This window comes from Pseudomonas onubensis, from assembly GCF_965653655.1.
GTDB lineage: Bacteria > Pseudomonadota > Gammaproteobacteria > Pseudomonadales > Pseudomonadaceae > Aquipseudomonas.
The window spans coordinates 1-19858 of the sequence record NZ_CBFHAZ010000035.1 but is presented as its reverse complement, the minus strand read 5'-3'; the positions used below and the strand labels follow the sequence as shown (position 1 = coordinate 19858).

The window sequence follows — 19858 nt, the reverse complement described above, 5'->3', positions numbered from 1 at the left end:
TTACCTCACGGCCTCGCCAAACGCATAAGCGAACTCGCCGTTTTCCACGCTGACCTGCACCTGCGTCGCGGGCGTGCCCAGCAGCAGGCGGTTGAGGAATTCAGTACTGATCGCCGGCAGCATCGAGTTGGTGAGGATCGCGTCAATCATTCGCCCGCCGCTTTCCAGCTCGGTGCAGCGGCTGGCAATCAACTGCACCACCTCCTCGCTGAAGGTAAACGGAATCTTGTGGTTGACGGCGATACGCTGTTGGATGCGCGCCAATTGCAGGCGGATGATGCTGCCGAGCATGGCGTCGCTCAGCGGGTAATACGGGATGACCACCAAGCGCCCGAGCAAGGCTGGCGGGAACACTTCCAGCAACGGCTCGCGCAGCGCCTTGGCGATCACCTCCGGCCCCGGCATGGTCTGCGGATGCCGGCACAGGCGACTGATCAGCGGCGTACCGGCATTGGTGGTGAGCAGGATCAGGGTGTTCTTGAAATCGATGATCCGGCCTTCGCCGTCTTCCATCCAGCCCTTGTCGAACACCTGGAAAAACACCTCGTGTACATCCGGGTGAGCCTTTTCCACCTCGTCCAGCAACACCACGCTGTATGGCTTGCGCCGCACCGCTTCGGTGAGCACACCGCCTTCGCCATAACCCACATAACCCGGCGGCGCGCCCTTGAGCGTAGAGACGGTGTGCGCCTCCTGGTACTCGCTCATGTTGATGGTGATCACGTTCTGCTCGCCGCCATACAGCGACTCGGCCAGGGCCAGCGCGGTCTCGGTCTTGCCCACCCCGGAGGTGCCCGCCAGCATGAATACGCCCACCGGTTTGCCGGGGTTGTCGAGGCCGGCGCGGGAGGTCTGGATACGCCGTGCGATCATTTCCAACGCGTGGTCCTGGCCAATGATGCGTTGGCCGAGGCGCTCGGCCAGGCGCAGCACGTTGTCGATTTCGTTCTTGACCATGCGCCCCACCGGGATGCCGGTCCAGTCCTGCACCACCGAGGCCACGGCCTGTTCGTCGACACTGATCAGCACCAGCGGATGTTCACCCTGCTGAGCCGCCAGTTCATCCTGCAATTGGCGCAGTTCGACCAACCCGGCTTCACGATCAGATGAGTCCGCCAACTGGCTGCGCAGACGCTGGATCTGCTCCACCAGTGCCAGCTCGTTGCCCCAACGCCCTTGCACTGCATCCAGGCGCGCACGCTCGGCAACCAGCAACGCCTCGACCGACACGCGGCGGCTGGCAGTGTCCACACCGATGGCGGTCTCACGCTCAATAATCGCAAGCTCGGTGTCCAGCGACTCGATGCGCCGACGGCTGTCGTCTACTTCGGCCGGGGTGGCATGCAGACTGATAGCCACGCGGGCGCAGGCGGTATCGATCAGGCTGACGGCCTTGTCCGGCAACTGACGCGCCGGAATGTAACGGTTGGACAGGCGCACCGCCGCCTCCAGCGCCGCATCGAGGATATGCACCTGGTGGTGGTTCTGCATGGTTTCGGCAATGCCGCGCAGCATCAGCAAGGCGCGGGCCTCGTCGGGTTCGTCGACCTGCACGGTCTGGAAACGCCGGGTCAGCGCCGGGTCTTTTTCGATGTGCTTTTTGTACTCGGCAAAGGTGGTCGCGCCGACGGTGCGCAAGGTGCCACGGGCCAGCGCCGGCTTGAGCAGGTTGGCGGCATCGCCGGTGCCCGCAGCACCACCGGCGCCGACCAGGGTGTGGGTTTCGTCGATAAACAGCACCACCGGCTTGACGCTGGCCTGCACCTCGTCGATCACCGAGCGCAGGCGCTGTTCGAATTCGCCTTTCATACTCGCGCCGGCTTGCAGCAAACCCACATCCAAGGCCAACAACTGCACATCTCGAAGGCTTGGCGGCACGTCGCCACGGGCGATGCGCTGGGCAAAACCTTCGACCACGGCGGTTTTGCCGACGCCGGCCTCACCCACCAGGATCGGGTTGTTCTGGCGGCGGCGCATCAGGATGTCGATGACCTGGCGAATCTCTTCATCACGGCCGACGATGGGGTCCATCTTGCTGCTGCGCGCCTGCTCGGTGAGGTCGACAGTAAACCGCTGCAAGGCTTCCTGCCTGGCAGGTGCCACGGCGCCGATCTCTTCACCGGGTGCCTGATAGCCATCGCTGGCGCGCATCAGCGCCTCGGGCGAGTCCTTGAGCAAGGCACCGAACTGTTCGCTCAAGTCGTCGATACCAACCTTGTTGAACTCGCGGGACACGCCATACAAGCCATTGCGCAGGCTTGGGGTTTTGAGCAGCGCCAGCAGCAAGTGACCGGAGCGCACCTGGGATTCGCCGAGCATCAAGGTGGCGTAGACCCAGGCGCGTTCGACGGCCTCTTCAACCTGACTCGACAGGTCGGTGACCGAGGTGGAGCCGCGCGGCAAACGATCCAGCGCGGCGGTCAGGTCACGGGCCAATACGGCCGGGTCGATGCCGTAATGGCGGATCAGGCGCAACAGGTCCGAATCGTTGAGTTGCAGGATCTGCTGCAACCAGTGCACCAGTTCCACATAGGGATTGCCGCGCAGCTTGCAGAACACCGTGCTGCTTTCAATCGCCCGGTAGCACAGGCTGTTGAGTTTGCCGAAAAGCGCGACGCGACTGATATCAGCCATGGGCAGGTCCTTGAGAAGAGAGACGAGGGTTGATCAGCAACTGCCGATCATCGTGTTCGGGGGCTTGGCTGCTCAGCCAACTGGTCCAGCCCAATGGCGCCGAACCCAGGCGCAGGCCGGGTAGTTGCTCTTTCTTGACGATCAGGTTGACGTCCCAATCCAGCGCCAGGCCGACGTATTGGCGCACCCAGTCCTGCACGCGTTGCAGGCTGTCGCCGCCAGGCAACAGGCGCCGGGTCTGCGCCAGGTCCAATGGGCCGATCAGCAGGCGGAACTTGTGTTGGGTGTTCCAGACTTTCTTGCCCATGACCGTGGTCTGGCCGAGTACCGCAGCTTCCGGGCCGCTGCGCAGGGCGCACAGGCCATCGCTGGGCAGGCTCATCCAGTGGCCGACAAACTGTTCGACCTTGACGGGCACGCCGAGGTAGTCGCTGAGCAGCGCGGCCAGCCCTTCGGCATTGCGCGTCTGCGGCCCCAGGCGTCCGGCAAAGTGCAGCTTGGCCACGTCGGGCACGGCGTTGCGGTCAAGCAGCGACGCCTGGCCGATACCGATCAGCGAACCGAGGTACTGGGCAAAGCGATCCGCGCCCGGCCGGTCCAGGCTCACAGCCGGTTGGGCGCTGGCCCAGGCGCGGTAGAACAGGCTGATCATGCGGTGATGGAACACGTCGCAGAACGCCGCCAATGTCGGGTCATTGAGGTTACGCTGGCGGTCGCGAATGTACTCGGTGAGGTGAATCGGCAACGGACCATTGGCGCCCATCAGGCCGAAGAAATTCAACAGCAGCTTGGGTGTTACACCGGGCTTGAGCGCGGCGATCATCGCCGGTTCAAACGCCAGCGACGGTTGCTGACCGAAACGCACCGCCTCATCGGCCGGGCGCGCAGCCTGGCCGATGCGTGGCAACTGCGCGAAGGCGCATTCCAGTTGGCGCAGCGCGCCATAGAAGTCAAAGCGCCCTGGGTGCGCTTCAAGGTCAGCCAGCAGCGTCAGAGGATCTCGCATCTGCCCACCCGCGCCGGCCACTGCATGATCACACCGCGCGCCGTGCTTTTGATCACGGTTTCGGTGAACGAATTAAGCGACACGTACTTGGCGAAAAACTGCTCCAGCACCGAGCCCAGCACAAACACACCGGCGCCTTCGAAAGCTGATTCATCCAGAGTCACGCACACCTGCAAACCACGGCCATAGGTGATTGGCCCCGGCAACGGCAGGCGCCGCACAATGCTGTCGGCGGTGACTGAACGCAGACCTTCGATCTGTTTGTGCGCGGCTTCGTCGTCGATGCGGCAATACAGGCGCAGCAAGTCGCGCAAGGCGGTGGCGCCCTGCTCCTTGTCCTGATCCAGCAACGACAGGTAATTGAGGGACAAGTGGCTGACCAACCGCCACGCCGTTTCGCCTTCAGCGAACGACGGCGCGGGCACCGTCGGCCCCGCCACGCAGCGCACCGACTGCACGGGCGCGCCCGACTCGACGTTGAAATCCGTGCGGCCGCTGCCCACCGGCATGCTCAGCACCAGGTCACGGTTGCTGCACAAGGTGTCGATGCCCAACTGACGCAGGTCGCTGCGGTGCGGGGCTTCCTGGGCGTCCACCAGCGACAGGAATAATTCGCTGCCGGTATAGCTGGAGCGCGGGCCCTGGCGCCGCTGTTGTTCGGACAGCACCCGCGCATCGCGGCGCACCTGATAAAACGCCTTGGGTGGCGTGCGCGCGTGCAGGTCATTGGCGCGGTAAAACGATTCGAAGGTCTGGCTGGCTTCGGCACCGCTGCCGTAGCCGGTGACGGTTTCAATCTGATAGATCTCGTAGTCCATCGGCCGCGTGCGGTCGGGGATCACGTGGTATTCCGATTGTTGATCGGACAGATGCACACGCTCGGTGCGCATCGGGAACAGGTTGATGACCGGGGTGCAATACAGCCCGAAGTTGGCGGCGCTGAGGCTTTGCTCCAACACCGGGTCGAGTTTCCTGAACAGCACGATCACGTCCAGTTGCTCGGCGCTGCAGCGGCTCACGCAGTTGGCCAGCCCGGTCACTTCGGCAAACATGAACCGCTGGGGCATGGCGAAGTATTCCTGCAACAGCCGATAGCCCTGGAACGAACGCGGGCCGCTGGGCAGCAAGGCTTCGCTGTCGCTGTAGCCCTGGCTGCGAATAGCGCTTTTGGGCAGGAACTGGTGCCAGTCCACATGCTCCTGCACCGGCATCACCAGCACACCGGCGGCCTGGGCCAATAGTTGTTCGAGGATGCGCGAGGGCATGGCTTCGCCGCCGCGAATATGCAGGGGCAGGCCATCCAGGCTCAGGTCGCTGAAGGCCAGGCCGGCACCGACACGCAAGCGCAAACGCAGCGCCGCCTTGACCCCGCCGAGGCGTGACAGGTCGACGCCGGCGACTTGGGCGCCACAGGCAAAGTAGCGTGCCTCGACCAACTCTACCGGCCACAAAGTCACCTCATGGGCGCTGCGAAACTCGCAGGCGGTCTGGTCGCCCTTGCCCAACTGGCTGTGCAAGGCGGTGCCGCGTGGCACCTTGAAACCGGCGGCGAGGCTGCCCTCGGTCATGTCCGGCTGCAGCTGCACCACGGCCATCGACGGCGTGGGCGCCAGGTACTGCGGGTAAACCAGCTCGAGCAGGTGGTTGGTAAAACGCGGAAATTCGGCGTCGATTTTCAGCTGCACCCGCGCCGCCAGAAAGCTGAAACCCTCCAGCAGCCGCTCCACATACGGGTCGGCACAGGCGTAGGTTTCCAGCCCCAGGCGCCCGGCGACCTTGGGGTAGTCGCGGGCAAACTCACCGCCGACTTCGCGCAGGTGCGCCAGTTCACGTTCGTAGTAGCGCAGCAGTTTGGCGTTCACCGCACGTCCCTTGTCTCGATATCGAAGACCCTTGCTTCACCTGCTTCCAGGTCGAGCTCGGTCTTCAGGTACAGGCGCTCGGGCAACGGTTGGCCCCACAGCTCGCCATGAATTTCAAAGGCCATCTGGTTAGGGCTGGCCGTCGCCCCCGAGGGCGTTACCGGCACCACTCGCACGCTGTCACGTAAAATCCGTGGTTCGAAATCCCAGATCGCCTGGCGGATGCGCCGCCCCAGCGCTTCTCGGTCCAAACCGGCGGCGGTCTTGCCGGCCAGGTCCGGCAAACCAAAATTGATCACCGACTGCCCCGCCAACGGGTGGGCACTCAGGTCACGAAAACTGCCCAGGCTGGTGCTGTTGAGCAGCCACCCCAAGTCGCGTAAGACCGCCTTGCGCAGGCCGCGCATGGACAACACGCGTTTGTCGCGGGGTTCCACGGCGTGTTCGGTGTCGTCATCGCTCAGACGATCGAGCAAGGACGGCTGCAGGCGTTCGCGGCTGGTGAGTTCAGCCATGTTTGAGGCCAGGAATCTGAGTCATAACGTTCTCCACTGTGGCGAGGGAGCTTGCTCCCTCGCCACAAAAACCGGGGCCAGGGTCAGATCTTCTGGTTCTTTTCCAGGTCCCACTTCTTCGGCGTGCCGGTGATCACGGTGTCGCCGGTGAAGGAGTCGTACTCGTAGCTGATGGTGGTGAAGTTGATCGAGAAGGTTTCGCTCGGGCGCTCGCCGTTACTGCTGGCGGAGTAGGAGCTGATGATGGCTTCGCCGAGAATCAGCTTGAGGAACACCTGTTGCTTCTTGTCCGGGCCACCGGTCTGGATGAAGTGAATCTCGGCATCACCCAGGCTCTTGCCGCACACGGCCTGCATGAACAGGTCGGCCGACGCCAGGTCGGTGGCCTTGGTCATGGAAATTTCCGAGAACGACGGGTTGCTGGTGTCACGGTCGGTGCCGCCGCCACTGATGGAGATTGCGCGGCCCACGCCCATTTGAATCGCGTCGATGGTGATCCAGTCTTTGTGCGCATCAACAGTGGACGTGCCTTTGATTTGGGTGCCTTTGAAGTTCAGCAGAATCATGGTGGATACCTTTCAGGTTGATCAGTTGGATTTGGTCGACGGCAGCTTGGAAACCAGGCGCAGCGACACGGTCAGGCCTTCAAGCTGGTAGTGCGGACGCAGGAAGAACTTGGCGCCGTAGTAGCCGGGGTTGCCTTCGATTTCTTCCACCACCACTTCGGCGCCAGCCAGGGGTTTGCGGGCTTTGTCGGCGTCGGTGGCAGTGGCCGGGTTGTGCTCCACGTAGCGGCCGATCCAGTTGTTGAGCCACACCTGCATGTCATCGCGCTCTTTGAACGAGCCGATCTTGTCGCGCACGATGCACTTCAAGTAGTGGGCGAAACGGCACGTGGCGAACAGGTACGGCAGGCGCGCGGCCAGGTTGGCGTTGGCGGTGGCGTCCGGGTCGTCGTACTCGGCGGGTTTATGCATCGATTGCGCGCCGATGAACGCGGCCAGGTCACTGTTCTTTTTGTGTACCAGCGGCATAAAGCCGTTCTTGGCCAGTTCCGCCTCGCGGCGGTCGCTGATGGCGATTTCGGTCGGGCAGGTCATGTCGACGCCGCCGTCATCGGTCGGGAAGGTATGCACCGGCAGCCCTTCCACCACGCCACCGGATTCGATGCCGCGAATCTGCGAGCACCAGCCGTAGTGTTTGAACGAGCGGTTGATGTTCACTGCCATCGCATAGGCAGCGTTGGCCCAGGTGAAATCCTTGGCACCGGCGGCGTCGGTGGTTTCTTCGAAATCGAAGGCTTCCACCGGGTTGGTCTTCGCACCGTATGGCGCACGGGACAGGAAGCGCGGCATGGCCAGGCCGACATAACGCGAGTCTTCGCTGGCGCGAAAGCTGCGCCAGGCGGCGTGTTCCGGGGTCTGGAAAATCTTGGTCAGGTCGCGCGGGTTGGCCAGTTCCTGCCACGACTCCATCAGCATCACGCTGGGGTCGGCGGCAGTGATCAACGGGCAGTGCGCGGCGGCGCTGACGCGGGCCATCTGGGTCAGCAGTTCCACATCCGGCGCGCTGTTGTTGAAGTAGTAATCGGCCACGAACGCGCCGTAGGGCTCGCCGCCGAACTGGCCGTATTCCTCTTCATAGAGCTTCTTGAAGATCGGGCTCTGGTCCCAGGCCACCCCTTTGAACTTGCGCAGGGTCTTGTGCACTTCGTTCTTGGAGATGTTCATCACCCGGATCTTCAGGGTCTCGTCAGTCTCAGTGTTGTTGACCAGGTAATGCAGGCCGCGCCAGGCGCTTTCGACGCCCTGGAATTCTTCGTGGTGCAGGATATGGTTGACCTGCTCGGTGAGCTTCTGGTCAAGGGCGGCGATCAGGCCTTCGATGGTGCCCAGCACGTCGTTGGGCATCAGTTGCGTGCCTTGCAGCGCTTGCTCGGCCAAGGTGCGCACAGCCGTTTCGACTGCCTCCTTGGCCTTGTCGGTCTTGGGCTTGAACTCTTTTTGCAGCAGGCTGGCGAAGTCGCCGGCGTCGAATTCCGTGACCTGGGCGAGTTGCCCCGGCTGTTCCGATTGAGTCGTGGACATGACGGTATCCTCAAATTTTGGGCAAAGCGTCCCCGTACCGGGGCAAACGAGGCACCGGCGCAGGCAGCGGTTATTCAGTTATTCAGTTGTTCGGGCTGCTTGGGCGCACTGCTCAAGGCTTGCATCACCGCAGGGTCGCTGAGCAGCTTGGCCAGCAACTCCTCGGCACCGACCTTGCCGTCCATGTAGGTCAGCAGGTTCGACAATTGGCTGCGCGCGATCAGCAGCTGGTTCAGGCTTGGCACCTTGCTGGCGATGGCGGCCGGGGTGAAGTCGTCCATCGATTCAAAGGTGATTTCCACCGGCAGGTTGCCTTCGCCGGTCAGGGTGTTGGGCACCTGGAACGCTACGCGCGGCTTCATGGATTTGAGGCGGTCGTCAAAGTTGTCGATGTCGACTTCCAGGAATTTGCGCTCGGCCACCGGCGGCAACGGCTCGGCCGGTTTGCCCGAGAGGTCCGAAAACACGCCCATGACAAACGGCAACTGCACGGTTTTTTCCGCCCCGTAGATCTCCACGTCGTATTCGATCTGAACGCGCGGCGCACGGTTGCGGGCGATGAACTTCTGACTGCTTTCTTTGGCCACAGGAAAAGCTCCGGTGTGTGGGGTTGAGACTAAAAGGGTCAGGTGTCGCTGCTGCGAACACCGCTGACCAGCGCCAGTTGCGCGAGACCATCGGGGGCGAGGTCTTGCAGCAATTCCATGAAATTCTTGTCGATCAGCTTCTTCGCCCGCTGCAGCAAAATCGGCACCGGGCTTGCGGGTTCAAAGGTCTGGAAATAGGTGCACAGACGGTCAATGGTCTGGCGCGCGTCTTCGCGGCTATTGATCTCGCCGCGTGGCGCTTGAGGGGCCGCGACGGCTGGCGTGGTCGCAGTCACCGGCTCAACGTCAGCCGGCGCAGCACTCGGCAAACGACGCTGGATCACCTCACCGGCGCGGCGCAGCAGCGAGGCCAGGCTGCTCAGGTCGATGGCCCGGCCAACGCCGACCTTTTCGGTGAGCAATTGCTCGATCTGCACGCTTAGCGCCAGCGCCTTTGCCAATGCGGCTTCAGTAGCGCTCAGCGCGGCGGGATCGGCTTCGGCGAATGCGCCCTCAATAATCGTCAGGCTGACGTTATCGCCCTCCTCACCCGTTGCCAGGTCAACCTGGCGCAAGCTCACTGCGCCCATGCTACGGGTGCTGACCAGTGGCGCATCCAGCACGTCGCGCAGCAAGCCGGCAGGCTCACAGAGGAAGGCGAGGGTATTGATGCGCAGCAGCGGGTCGTTGTCGTCGTCCGGGTCGAGCTGCGGGTGCAGGCTGTCCCAGCAGTTTTCCAGCAGCGCCTGCACCAGCTCAAGGCCAGCGGTCAGGCCTGGAATGCCGTTGACGTTGAGCTGGGCACGGGTCAGCCAGATCGCCAGACGCAGGTCGCGGCTTTGTTCCAGCAGCGGCAAAACCAGCAACGTCACACGTTTCCAGTTCGGCTCGATGGCTTGGGTGATGGTTTCGCCGTACTGCACTTCGGGCTTGCCGAGTGCCTCTTCTTCCAGCTCCAGGAATCGAGGGTCGTATTCGAAGTTGAGGCCACAGCCGTCGACCTCGGCCAAAGGCCGGGCCAGTGCGGTGAAATCCAGTGGTTGAGCTTCGCTGGGCAGGCCCATCGTACTTCCCTCGTTCAAGTTGTTCTGGGGATAGAACAGGCGAGGGAAATGATTTATTCCGTGGGCTGAAGAAATTTCTTAATGCGCGCGTTCTTCCTCAACACGGCGCCGGTGGGATTCGGCGTACGCCGCTTGGCGGGCGAGCAATAAAGGGTCGTCCGAAGGCGAGATGCCGGCCGGCAATTGCAGCGGGTTGAAGTCGATATCACGGCACGCGCCATCCACCTGCGACTGCTGGGCATCAATCACCAGCACGCCCGCGTCGATCTGGCGCCGCGCTTGTGGCCAGCGCACCGTGGCATCGGTGGTGACGTCACCGGGTTCGGCCAGGCTGATCATCAAATGCCAGCGCGCCGGGCCGTGTTGCAGTAGCTTGGCAAAACCGAAAGCGAGGAAGTCCGGGTCGCGTGATTGCGCGGCTGTCATCGGTTGGTAAGACGCCTCAGGCACCATGCGCCAGCGCACCAGGTGTACCGCGCCGTGGGCGTCGGTCATGCGAAAGGCATTGACGCTGTAAAACGTAGTGTTATCAAACCCTGAAGACCCGGGGTGGCTCGCCAGCCACGCCTCGAACGGACGCATTTCAGGGTGGGCGTTTTTGAACGCCTGCATTTTCTGTGGGTCAGGCCCGCTGCCGCCATAAGCCGGCATTGAGGCGCGCAGCTGCTCGTACAAGCCTTCGGGGGTGTTCACCGGGAACACCGGCACGGAGTTCATCGCCATGTACCAGGCGTCGCCGTCATCCGCGGCCAAGCGCAGGGCCATGCTGCGGATCATGCCGTGCACATCGGCCTGGGAAGGGTCGCCACCGGCGGCGGACAACCGGCCGATCAGCGGCACACTGCCACGCTGTAACAAGGACGCGCTGGAAATCTCTACTGCATTACCGGTGCTTTCAAAGCGGCCGCTGATGCATTGGCCCTTGGCATGGTTACGCCGGAAGCCTGGATGAGCGCCACCGGCGACGGCTTCCATCTCATCGACGATTTGCGTAGCCATGGGTGATGGGGCGCACCAGGCGTGCAGCGCCCAGGCAGCCAGACCTGCGAGCACCGCGATAGCCGCAACGACAAGAGGTAAACGATGGGTTTTATGCAACAGGGCAGGTTTTGTCATCTAGCTATCTGGGATCGCAGCATCAGGAACCAATGCCCGACCCCAGCAGGGTCATTTCTGGATGGCGGCGATCCACAGAGGGGCAGGCACATCAGCAAACAGCTGGGCCGCACTGCGATCGGCGACAAGTCGGGCAACGGCGTTCAAGTCCACACCTTGTTCAAGCTCGCCGATAAGCGCGTAGCCCAACTCGGATTGGCGCCAGGTTACTACGTTCATCTGCGCCACGCTCTGTTGGGCGATGGATTGATCGGGCTTGGGTTCTTTCATTACACACAATGCGACCGGCGCGCCATTGGCCGGCAGGTACACCAACTGCACCAGCGCCTTGTTATTGAAGCGCAGCCGCTGCACACGCTGGAAGGTCAGACCGGCAGCACTCAGGTCCGGCACACGCAGGGCCAGGCCGTCTACCTCACGGATATCAGCGAGTGTCTTGGTCACCACGTCGGTCGGCTGGACCGCGTAGGCAACCGTTTCGCGGGTGTACAGATGCTGGTAGGCAGCCGCCTGTTGAACCCAGGGAGAGGTCTGAGCCACGGCCGGCGCGGTTGCATCAAAACCGGGCTTGAAGGCAGCGTTGAATGCACCAACCTGAAGCACCAGGGCATAGCAAGCCGCACCCGCAACGAACGTCAGGGCCGGCCATGCAAATTTAGGTTGGAGGAGCGCGAACAGACGCGCAAAACCGCGGTCTGCTTTCTCGGCAGCGCAAGGAGTGTCAGCCGTTTTCGCCTGGCCAGGCGCCGAATGTTGAGCAGCCAGGGCAGCAATACTGAGCTTGAGGCTTTCGGGCACCGGCGGCACGTTCTGGCGAGCAAACGCTTGCTCATAAGGCAGGCAGGAAGCCATCAACCGAGAGACTCGCTGAGCCAGGTCCGGCGACGCGTCCATCAGCCGCTCCAGCTCCTGGTTCTGTTGCGGCGACAGTTCGCCGTCAACATAGGCCATTAGCAAGGCATCGTCCGCTACCATGGGATTATCTCTCCGTTTGTATTGATCAATTTCTGCTGTGAGATTCTCGACCTTGTGGGCCGAAGCGGCGAGTCAGCGGGTAGCGACAAGCCATCATATTGACATCATCGTTGCCGTAGCAACAGGGCAAAAGAACGTTTAAGCAACCGCAAAACACTCGGCAACAGGTAGAACAACATTAAGAAAACACCCTGGGATTGAAAATATTCCCAGGGCTGAATAAATCTTATATGTTTCACTATGTGTCCGGGTATTTTTCCTGACACGATTGTCAGACTGATTGGCCTGCTCCCTGCATAAGCTGTCAATAATCTTTCAGTCACTATCCAAACAGATGCATTTTGTTAGCATCTTGATACAATTCATCGTCACCCCAAGGACCCTCAGCACCGCAAAAAGGACGCCGCAACCCAGGCATCCGCTACGGTATCGACCTCGTAGCCTGACCGCACCATTTTAGGCATCAAGAAATAAAAAGAGGAAATATGTCGATCACCGGTGCTGACTTACCCGCACTGCTGCCAGAACTGCTGCCGCGCCTATGGGCATTCGCGCTGCGCATTTCCGGTGACAAGCACGACGCCGAAGACTTGGTGCAGCTGGCCTGCGTGCGTGCGCTGGAACGCGCCCATCAGTTGCAGCCCGATACCTCGGTGCTGAGCTGGATGTTCTCGATTGTGCATTCCACCTGGATCAACGAGCTGCGTTCACGCAAAGTGCGCAGCCGTTCACGCATGGACTGGAACGACGAATTTCTGGAAACCGTCAGCGACCCCGAGGCGCCCAACCCGGAATCCGACATGATGCACCGGCAGATTATCGAAGCGGTAGAAAAACTCCCCGAAGGCCAGCGCGAAGTTATGCTGCTGGTGGGCGTGGAGCGCTTCAGCTACAAGGAAGCCGCCGAAATGCTCGACCTGCCGATCGGCACGATCATGAGCCGGTTGTCGCGTGCGCGTCAGGCGATCGGCGCGCTTTTTGATTCGCCGAAAAGCAAACCTTTGCGCGCCCGCCCGGAAAGTTCATCGGCGTCATAAAACCGCTCTAGACCTTCGTCCACACGGGACCACCCGACGGACTACACAAGCCCTCCTCCCTCGCCGCGAAAGGCACTGGGGCTCACCCCGGTCCAGCGCTTGAACGCGCGCCGAAAACTGCGCACATCGCTGTAACCGACCGCCTCGGTAATGCGCTCTATCGATAACCCCGGATTGCCCAACAGGCCCATAGTGCGGGCGCGTCTAACCTGTTCCAGCAAGGCTTCGAAGGTCAGCCCGTGCTCGGTCAAGCGTCTGCGCAGGGTGCGCCCACTCATGTTCAAGTCGCCGGCGACCTTCTCCAACTGGCTGCCCTGCAGATCCCGCGAAATAGCGCGCTCAACGGCCTGGATCAGGTCCATCTTCTGGTGCAACTGGGCGCTTTCCAACTCCAGCAACTCCAAGGCCTGGCGCAACGCCAGGGCGTGGTGATTAGGCAGGCGTTTATCCAGCCAATGCGGGGCCAGCACCATGCGATTGTGCAGGCAGCCAAAGCGCACATCCGCGCCAAACAGGCGTTGGTATTCAGCCTTGTAAGGCGGCGCAGCGTGCACGAACTCCATGCGCAGGGGCATAAACGCCTCCCCCACCAACGCGCGGCCATACACCATCAGGCTGGCGAAGAACTCTTCGGCCGCAAACACCTGCACCTCGGCAAACGGCAGCAGGCATTCAACGTCAACGTGGACTTCTTCCAGGGTCTCATGGGTACGCGTGGTGGCGATGCCGCCGGAGGTGTGTTGATGGCGCTCGCCAATGGCAAATGCATCGCGCAGGGTCTTGCACAGGGAGATCACATGGCCGAGCAGGCCGAGGGTGCCCAGCACATTCTGATGCCCCACCCACAGGCCCAGCCCCTGATCGGGCAGCACCTTGAGCGCGCGCTGGATCATTGCCACGGCCTGGCGATAGGAAATGCGCTGGGCCGGGTCATCCAGGTCGGCCAGGGTAAACCCCAGGCCCCGGCATAAGGCTTGGGCATCCGCGCCCTTCTGCGCTACCACGTGCCCAAGGGTTTGCAACAGGAATGGCGACACCAGCGCCAATTCAAATTGCGGGTCAACGGCTTTCCTTTGCATGGCTCACGAGTTCCTGACTGAGTACTTCAGTTCTTGTTTTAGAAACATCCTGTTAATCATAGGCGCTTGCAAGAGCCGCTGCACCCTGAGTGAAACCTGTCCGGCAAAGTCCCCCTATCTGGCCGCCAAAACCCTGCCCCGTCGGGCGCTGAGGGCTTATTTCTAACGTCAGCGGTGCCCTAACAATAATAAAGAGGCCAGACATGAACCCCACCCGAGCACTTCCCCCCCTGCAACTGGCGTTGTTGAGCCTGCTCAGCCTGCCGGCGCTGGCCACCGAAGGCGGCGTCGACAACATCGGCCCCGGCACCGATGGTTTCTACATCCTGCCGCTGGACGTGAACAACCTGCCGGACCATATGTTCGCCTTCAACCTGTATTACAACCACTACCAGGCACGCAAACTGGACATCAGCTCCCTCGGCGGCAAGGTCTCGCAAGTGCGGATCAAGTCCGACGCGATCATCCCGCGCCTGGATTACCTGAGCCCCGTGCGTGTGTTCGGCGGGCGCCTGGGCGGCTACATCGCCCAGCCGTATATCAAGCAACAGGTGTCGCTGTTCGGTATGTCCGACACCCGCGAAAGCATGGGCGACACCACTGTGGCGCCGATCATTCTGTGGGACATGGGCAAAAACCTGACCCTGGCCGCCGCCGTGGAAATCACCCTGCCCACCGGCGAATACGACGCCACCCGCCTGGCCAACACCAGCAACAACTTCTACACCTACAAGCCGCTGGTCTCTGCGACCTGGATGCCCAACGCGCGTACCGAACTGTCGATCAAGACCACCTACAGCTTCAACCAAGAAAACCACGACACCGACTACCGCTCCGGCCAGATCTTCCACTTCGACTACTCGGCCAGCTACAAGGTGACCGACAACCTGAGCCTGGGGATTAACGGCTATTACCTGAAACAGACCACCGACGATAAGCAGTACGGGCGCACGGTGGTGAATATCTATGGTGATGCAGTGAATGACGGCGTGAAGGGGCAAGTGTTTGCGATTGGCCCGGCGGTGTATTTCACCTTCTTGAAATACGCCAGCGCCGAGGTGCGCTGGGCCAAGGAGTTTGATGTGAAGAACCGGCCGGAAGGCGATATGTTGTGGGCCAAGCTCACCATTCCCTTTGCCCTGTAAGCCCGATTTGAAGTAGGAGCAGCACTGGCTTATGTGGGATCTGGCTCCCACATAAGCCCCCGGTTTTTTCAGGAATAAACCGGCCAGGTCTCGACGATTTTGCCACCGCGCACCGCCAGCAAATCCCCAAACTGCAACAACACAAACTCACTCTGGGTCGGGCGCAAAAACACCTGATCATCAATGTTCAGCTGCACCGCTGGCGAGCCGTTGACCATCTCCTGGTTAGAACTGCGCCCAAACAGCTCATTGCTCTGCAGCCCCTGCGGCGACTCGAATTGCGCCATCCAGTTACCGCCATAAATAAAGAACGTCTCGCGCTGGTTCGCATCCCACCACGAAAACACCCGCGACTTGCTATCCAGCGCCGGAATCTCTACCGGTCCGGTGCGCTTCAATACCGGCGTAGCAATAAACGCAGCGGGCACATGCTCACTCAACGACGGCAAATCGTAATGCGTCGGTTTGAGCAACGCGGTGCCCACCGACACCTCCGTACTCAACTGTTCCTGCTCATGAATACGGTAACTGGGGCTGCCCGCCGTATTGAGCGTCAGCCCCTCACGCCATAACCCGGCAAACTGCTGGCGGGTGAAATCAACATGGCCGTTGTAGCGTTGCATCACTTGCTCAAACAGCGCCTGAGGTGTACCGAGAATACCCGGCACGCCCATGCCCACAAACGGGTCGTAGCCCATAAACCCGGCAAACTCCAAGTGCTGCGGGTTGGCACTGATCAATGTGAGCATTCGCCCCAGCACCGCGTTATCGCTGATACCGCCGCGATGCAGCCCCACGTCCAGCTCGATATTTACCCGCAACCGCGTACCCAAGCCTTGCGCCAACGCCAGGTAGTGCTGCAACCGTTCAGGCGTGTCCAGCAGCCACTGCAATTGCCTGGCCGGGTCGAACGGGCCTTTATGGGTTTGATAAAACAGCTCGGCCGAGCGCACCGGCAACGGCTTACCCATCAGGATATCGGCCTCGGGAAACACCTGCGCATCGTGATTCAAAAACGGCTGATGAAACGACATCAGCCGCGCAGTGCCCGCGCGCTTGGCGATATACGCCAGCAACCCCGGCGACGGCAGCGACTTCTCCACCAGGCGCAGATGTTTGCCGCCACGCTGCACCGACTGCATCACCACGTCGATATTGTGATCCAGGCAGTCCAGGTCGATCAGCATCACCGGGCGCATCGGCCCATGAGCTTTGAGTTCATGATTAAGGCTGCGGAAATACTCGCTGTACGGGCCGCCGCGATCACGTGGCCGCAGCCACCAGCCACCCGCCACTGCCGCAACGGCGGCGCCCAGCACAAAATGTCGGCGTTTCATCAGGCCACTCCCAGAATCGATGACAGGTGCGCATTGAGGAACTTGCCACTCGGGTCCAGCTCGCGGCGCACGCGGGTGAATTCGTCCCAGCGCGGGTACAGCGGCTGCAAGGTGCGCGCGTTGAGGGTGTGCAACTTGCCCCAGTGCGGGCGGCCGGCGTACTTCCAGAAAATCGGCTCCACGGCGGCAAAGAAGTTGTGATGGTCCATGGCGTAATGCTGATGGACCGAAATCGAACAGCTGTCGCGGCCCTCGAACATGCTCAAGGGAATGTCATCGGCCTTGACGTAGCGGTACTCGATGGGAAACCAGGTGCGCAGGTCCTTGTCGGTGATCAGCTTGAGAATTTCTCGCAGGCATGCAGGGCCGTACTCGGCGGGCACCGAGTATTCCATCTCGTTGAAACGCACGTTGCGCACATTGGCATAGACCTGGAACGACTCGGCCACGCGATCTTCAAAACTGGCGAAAAAGCGCAGGCTGTTGAGCAAGGTGCGGCGAGTGCCCGGGAAATCACTGCCATATTTGTCGAGCTTTTCGATGATCGACACAAACTCATTGCCGCCCGCCTCCGCCGGGTCGACGGGAGGTGTTTCGGGGGCATCGGTTTCGTTGAGGGCGATGGACAGCGCGTAGTCGGAATGGGTGACCACGAGCATTTCCCAGTGCTGGTTTTCGCGGGTGTTCTTGTCTACGTCCTCCAACAGTTCCTCTGTCTTGGCGATCCACTGACGCTCGCGCAGCCGGTACGGTGCGCGGTTCTGCGAGCGGATCCGGGTGGCCACGCCCAACGCACCGAGGGACACGCGCGCGGCGCTGAACACCTCGGGATGGCGTTGGGCGTCGCAGTCCAGTACGTCGCCTTGTGCGGTGACCAGTTGCAGCCCGGTGACGCAACCGGAATACGAGGTAAAGCCCACGCCGGTGCCATGGGTGGAGGTGGCAATCGCCCCGGCCAGGGTCTGGTAATCGATGTCCGCCATGCTCGGCAGCGCCTGGCCGACGGCCTTGAGCGCCGGCCCCATGCGTGACATCGGTGTGCCGGCGGCGAAGGTCGCTTGCAAGGTTGCGGCGTCATGTTCCAACAGCCCATTGAAGTAGCTCAGCGACAATAAGGTTCCGTCGGTGGGCACCAGGGCGCTGAAGGAATGCGCCGAGCCTACGGGCCGAATAGTGCTCGGCGCCTGGCGAATCACCTGCACCAATTCATCCAGGTCTTTGGGCGCCAGCCGCGTCAGCGGCAGGCAGGTCTGCGCGCCCGACCAGTTGCGCCACGGGATCAGCCGTGGTGCACGGGCCAGTTGAGCCAACACCGGGTTACTCGACAGGGCCAGGAATGCCCCGGCCACTGCCGAGCGTTGCAACAGTTGCCGCCGTGAAAGCGCCATCCACCACCTCTTTTTATTATGGGAGTTGAACACCGGCCATAAAGCTGATCAGCGCCAGGAACTGCTCTTCGGAACACTGCATGCACAGCCCCATCGGCGGCATGCCGTTGTAGCCGTTGATGCTGTGGTCCAGCAGCGTGTCGGCGCCTTGAGCGACACGTGGGCTCCAGGCGGCCTTGTCGCCCGCCAGCGGTGCGCCGGCGGCCGGGTTGGCGTGGCATAGCTTGCAGCTGGTGTCGTAGACCTGCGCCAGCGCCGGGTCGGTGGGCATGGCCGTGGTTGCGCTGGCACGTTCGGGGGCAGGTTTGGGCGGATTGTCACAGGCCGTCAGCAGGCCCAGCACAGCCAACGATAATACGACGCGGCGCATGGACACCCTCTCTTCTTAGTATGGAAAGTGGATTCCACACTAAGGCAGCCACGGCTCTGCGTTGAGGGTTTTGGCGGACACAAAGGGGGCTTGGGCGGACAGTTAAGCCTTCACCAGCCGTTCCAGCGTGTCGTGCAACTGTGGATGCGCGGGCAGGCGGACGCCGAAGATTTCGCGCAGCAGTGCCTGCAACTCATCGGCACTCTCGATCTTACGTTTTTCGCTGGGCCGGTCCAGGTGATGGACCGCGTAGTGGGCGTTGGCCAGGGTAAGGCGTTTACCCGGCGCCAACAGCGCCGCCTTCAGTTGGCCGACAAACACAGAGGCCGGGTGTGTCGACACGTACCAATTGCCGATGGTGTAGTCGATATCGGCCTGCACTTGCAGGTCGAACACATACAAGCCACGCCACTCCTCGCCCACCTGCGCCCACAAGGTGTAATCGGCGCCGTTGAAGGTCAGGCGATAAGGCTCATGGTCGGTGGCCTGGGGCGCCTCGGTGTCCAGCTGCAACGGGCTGCTGGGCACCATGCCGCCGAAACCGACGTCGGTGACATAACGCACGCCCTCCAGGGTCACCAGGCTCAGGCGATGGGTGCGCCCGGTGCGCGCATCCACAGGGCCGCCCATCACTACCCAGCCGGTAAGCCCGCGGGCGTCGAAGCCCAGCTCCTGCAACAGCGCCAGGAACAGGTAGTTAAGCTCGAAGCAGTAACCACCACGCCCGTCCAGAAGGACCTTTTGCTCGATGCTGGGCAGGTCGATCGGCACCGGAGCATGCAGCAAGGTCGACAGGCTCTCGAAAGCGAAGGTGCAGACGTGCCGCAGCTGCAGGTCCTGCAAGGTTTTGAGCGTGGGCGGCGGGGGTGAGTCGTAGCCCAGACGCTGCAGGTAGAGCTGGCTGTGAGTCAATCGGGACATGGCGCGATCCTTGGGCGCGTGGCGAGTGCGTCACTATGCCGCGCCGGTGTGCGACTTGTCATTTTGAGTGAACCTTTTTGAACGCCCGCCTATCCATCTATAACAAGACAGGGAGGCAACATGAGTACCGCAAAAATCTACACCATTCACTATCAACTGCACGGTCAACCGAAGTCCTTTGTGGTACGCGCCGAAGTGATGAATAACGCTGAAGCGTGGCACTGGGCGGCGGTCGATGCTGACATTGCGCATGTCAGCCGCATCGGGCGCGTGGGTCATGAGCAGGTCAAGAAAACCACCCGGCCCTGGGCGGAGAAGTTTGGGATAACCGAGGTTACCTGGGTGCCGCCCAAGTAGGTTTCGTCTGGATGTGATCAAGCCCCGCTATTGCGGGGTTTGGTTTGTGGGGGTATTGGTGGTGGTGTGCATATCCGTTATTTAGGTAACGGCGGCCTATGGTTCCGCCCTGACGGCGGGTCACTTTTGTAAAGACACAAAAGTAACCAAAAGGTCTTCGCCCCAACACTCGGTGCCTCGCTATGGCTCGGCATGCCCGCAATCCGACAGTGATTTGGGGGGCCGCCGCGATGGGCCATCCTTGGCCCAGCGCGGCTAAACCGGCATCCCTGCCGGTTTACCCCCCAAATCACTGTCAGATTCCGGCCATCGTGTTTGACGGGGCGATTTCAGATCAGGATCAAGATCAAAAGCGCAGATCAAAAGACCGCTGACTTC

Annotated in this window: 18 protein-coding genes; 3 read left to right on the top strand and 15 right to left on the bottom strand. The window is 61.6% G+C overall.

Features of this window, described 5'->3' with window-relative positions; translation table 11 throughout:
• The 10 genes from tssH to ACTD9P_RS13990 form a co-directional block, all read right to left on the bottom strand.
• Positions 1 to 2634 carry a type VI secretion system ATPase TssH gene (gene tssH, locus ACTD9P_RS14035; protein ID WP_438868132.1) on the bottom strand — a complete coding sequence of 878 codons (2634 nt, stop codon included), beginning with the start codon at positions 2632 to 2634 and terminating at the stop codon, positions 1 to 3.
• Complete coding sequence (tssG, locus tag ACTD9P_RS14030; RefSeq protein WP_438868131.1) at positions 2627 to 3640, bottom strand: type VI secretion system baseplate subunit TssG; 1014 nt, start codon at positions 3638 to 3640, stop codon at positions 2627 to 2629. The genes tssH and tssG overlap by 8 nt, the downstream gene beginning before the upstream one ends.
• The gene (gene tssF, locus ACTD9P_RS14025; RefSeq protein WP_438868130.1) at positions 3625 to 5502 is read right to left on the bottom strand and encodes a type VI secretion system baseplate subunit TssF; all 1878 of its coding nucleotides are present in this window, start codon (positions 5500 to 5502) and stop codon (positions 3625 to 3627) included. Before tssF ends, tssG begins: the two co-directional genes overlap by 16 nt.
• Positions 5499 to 6017 (bottom strand): type VI secretion system baseplate subunit TssE, encoded by a 519-nt coding sequence (tssE, locus tag ACTD9P_RS14020; RefSeq protein WP_438868129.1) that lies wholly within the window; start codon positions 6015 to 6017, stop codon positions 5499 to 5501. Before tssE ends, tssF begins: the two co-directional genes overlap by 4 nt.
• An 83-nt stretch (positions 6018 to 6100) precedes the next feature.
• Positions 6101 to 6583 carry an Hcp family type VI secretion system effector gene (locus ACTD9P_RS14015; RefSeq protein WP_078743332.1) on the bottom strand — a complete coding sequence of 161 codons (483 nt, stop codon included), beginning with the start codon at positions 6581 to 6583 and terminating at the stop codon, positions 6101 to 6103.
• Between the two features lie 21 nt (positions 6584 to 6604).
• On the bottom strand, positions 6605 to 8104 hold the full coding sequence (gene tssC / locus ACTD9P_RS14010; protein WP_200431852.1) for a type VI secretion system contractile sheath large subunit: 1500 nt from the start codon (positions 8102 to 8104) through the stop codon (positions 6605 to 6607).
• Positions 8105 to 8178: 74 nt separating this feature from the next.
• Positions 8179 to 8691 carry a type VI secretion system contractile sheath small subunit gene (gene tssB, locus ACTD9P_RS14005; RefSeq protein ID WP_200431853.1) on the bottom strand — a complete coding sequence of 171 codons (513 nt, stop codon included), beginning with the start codon at positions 8689 to 8691 and terminating at the stop codon, positions 8179 to 8181.
• A gap of 38 nt (positions 8692 to 8729) precedes the next feature.
• Positions 8730 to 9755, bottom strand: a complete 1026-nt coding sequence (gene tssA / locus ACTD9P_RS14000) for a type VI secretion system protein TssA (RefSeq protein ID WP_438868128.1) — start codon at positions 9753 to 9755, stop codon at positions 8730 to 8732.
• 78 nt (positions 9756 to 9833) lie between these two features.
• Complete coding sequence (locus tag ACTD9P_RS13995) at positions 9834 to 10871, bottom strand: catalase family peroxidase (RefSeq protein ID WP_438868127.1); 1038 nt, start codon at positions 10869 to 10871, stop codon at positions 9834 to 9836.
• Positions 10872 to 10922: 51 nt separating this feature from the next.
• The gene (locus tag ACTD9P_RS13990) at positions 10923 to 11846 is read right to left on the bottom strand and encodes an anti-sigma factor family protein (protein ID WP_438868126.1); all 924 of its coding nucleotides are present in this window, start codon (positions 11844 to 11846) and stop codon (positions 10923 to 10925) included.
• A gap of 485 nt (positions 11847 to 12331) precedes the next feature.
• On the opposite strand from ACTD9P_RS13990, the gene ACTD9P_RS13985 reads away from it, so the two are divergent.
• Positions 12332 to 12883 carry an RNA polymerase sigma factor gene (locus ACTD9P_RS13985; RefSeq protein WP_219267561.1) on the top strand — a complete coding sequence of 184 codons (552 nt, stop codon included), beginning with the start codon at positions 12332 to 12334 and terminating at the stop codon, positions 12881 to 12883.
• A gap of 41 nt (positions 12884 to 12924) precedes the next feature.
• Here ACTD9P_RS13985 and ACTD9P_RS13980 read toward each other — a convergent pair whose 3' ends face one another.
• The gene (locus ACTD9P_RS13980) at positions 12925 to 13962 is read right to left on the bottom strand and encodes an AraC family transcriptional regulator (protein ID WP_438868125.1); all 1038 of its coding nucleotides are present in this window, start codon (positions 13960 to 13962) and stop codon (positions 12925 to 12927) included.
• Between the two features lie 203 nt (positions 13963 to 14165).
• Here ACTD9P_RS13980 and ACTD9P_RS13975 point away from each other — a divergent pair, with 203 nt between their 5' ends.
• The gene (locus ACTD9P_RS13975; RefSeq protein WP_438868124.1) at positions 14166 to 15107 is read left to right on the top strand and encodes a SphA family protein; all 942 of its coding nucleotides are present in this window, start codon (positions 14166 to 14168) and stop codon (positions 15105 to 15107) included.
• A gap of 68 nt (positions 15108 to 15175) precedes the next feature.
• Here ACTD9P_RS13975 and ACTD9P_RS13970 read toward each other — a convergent pair whose 3' ends face one another.
• The 4 genes from ACTD9P_RS13970 to ACTD9P_RS13955 all read right to left on the bottom strand — a co-directional run bounded on the left by ACTD9P_RS13970 (position 15176) and on the right by ACTD9P_RS13955 (position 19123).
• Entirely contained in the window at positions 15176 to 16384 is a 1209-nt protein-coding gene (locus ACTD9P_RS13970; protein ID WP_438868149.1) for a DSD1 family PLP-dependent enzyme, read from the bottom strand.
• 59 nt (positions 16385 to 16443) lie between these two features.
• Positions 16444 to 17772 carry a D-arabinono-1,4-lactone oxidase gene (locus tag ACTD9P_RS13965; protein WP_438868148.1) on the bottom strand — a complete coding sequence of 443 codons (1329 nt, stop codon included), beginning with the start codon at positions 17770 to 17772 and terminating at the stop codon, positions 16444 to 16446.
• 76 nt (positions 17773 to 17848) lie between these two features.
• Positions 17849 to 18202, bottom strand: coding sequence for a c-type cytochrome (locus tag ACTD9P_RS13960; RefSeq protein WP_438868123.1), 354 nt, complete (start codon positions 18200 to 18202; stop codon positions 17849 to 17851).
• A gap of 102 nt (positions 18203 to 18304) precedes the next feature.
• Positions 18305 to 19123, bottom strand: coding sequence for an arylamine N-acetyltransferase family protein (locus ACTD9P_RS13955; protein ID WP_438868122.1), 819 nt, complete (start codon positions 19121 to 19123; stop codon positions 18305 to 18307).
• Between the two features lie 120 nt (positions 19124 to 19243).
• Between ACTD9P_RS13955 and ACTD9P_RS13950 the strand changes: the two genes are divergently transcribed.
• Complete coding sequence (locus ACTD9P_RS13950) at positions 19244 to 19480, top strand: DUF6555 family protein (protein WP_200431862.1); 237 nt, start codon at positions 19244 to 19246, stop codon at positions 19478 to 19480.
• The last annotated feature ends 378 nt before the right edge of the window (positions 19481 to 19858 follow it).

What these genes read in the sequence shown, in the direction of transcription:
- ACTD9P_RS13955 (WP_438868122.1), bottom strand. Translation starts at nt 19,123, where the DNA reads ATGTCCCGATTGACTCACAGCCAGCTCTACCTGCAGCGTCTGGGCTAC.
- ACTD9P_RS14015 (WP_078743332.1), bottom strand. Translation starts at nt 6,583, where the DNA reads ATGATTCTGCTGAACTTCAAAGGCACCCAAATCAAAGGCACGTCCACT.
- ACTD9P_RS13960 (WP_438868123.1), bottom strand. Translation starts at nt 18,202, where the DNA reads ATGCGCCGCGTCGTATTATCGTTGGCTGTGCTGGGCCTGCTGACGGCC.
- ACTD9P_RS13985 (WP_219267561.1), top strand. Translation starts at nt 12,332, where the DNA reads ATGTCGATCACCGGTGCTGACTTACCCGCACTGCTGCCAGAACTGCTG.
- tssG (WP_438868131.1), bottom strand. Translation starts at nt 3,640, where the DNA reads ATGCGAGATCCTCTGACGCTGCTGGCTGACCTTGAAGCGCACCCAGGG.
- ACTD9P_RS13975 (WP_438868124.1), top strand. Translation starts at nt 14,166, where the DNA reads ATGAACCCCACCCGAGCACTTCCCCCCCTGCAACTGGCGTTGTTGAGC.
- ACTD9P_RS13950 (WP_200431862.1), top strand. Translation starts at nt 19,244, where the DNA reads ATGAGTACCGCAAAAATCTACACCATTCACTATCAACTGCACGGTCAA.
- tssH (WP_438868132.1), bottom strand. Translation starts at nt 2,634, where the DNA reads ATGGCTGATATCAGTCGCGTCGCGCTTTTCGGCAAACTCAACAGCCTG.
- ACTD9P_RS13990 (WP_438868126.1), bottom strand. Translation starts at nt 11,846, where the DNA reads ATGGTAGCGGACGATGCCTTGCTAATGGCCTATGTTGACGGCGAACTG.
- ACTD9P_RS13995 (WP_438868127.1), bottom strand. Translation starts at nt 10,871, where the DNA reads ATGACAAAACCTGCCCTGTTGCATAAAACCCATCGTTTACCTCTTGTC.
- tssE (WP_438868129.1), bottom strand. Translation starts at nt 6,017, where the DNA reads ATGGCTGAACTCACCAGCCGCGAACGCCTGCAGCCGTCCTTGCTCGAT.
- ACTD9P_RS13980 (WP_438868125.1), bottom strand. Translation starts at nt 13,962, where the DNA reads ATGCAAAGGAAAGCCGTTGACCCGCAATTTGAATTGGCGCTGGTGTCG.
- tssC (WP_200431852.1), bottom strand. Translation starts at nt 8,104, where the DNA reads ATGTCCACGACTCAATCGGAACAGCCGGGGCAACTCGCCCAGGTCACG.
- tssA (WP_438868128.1), bottom strand. Translation starts at nt 9,755, where the DNA reads ATGGGCCTGCCCAGCGAAGCTCAACCACTGGATTTCACCGCACTGGCC.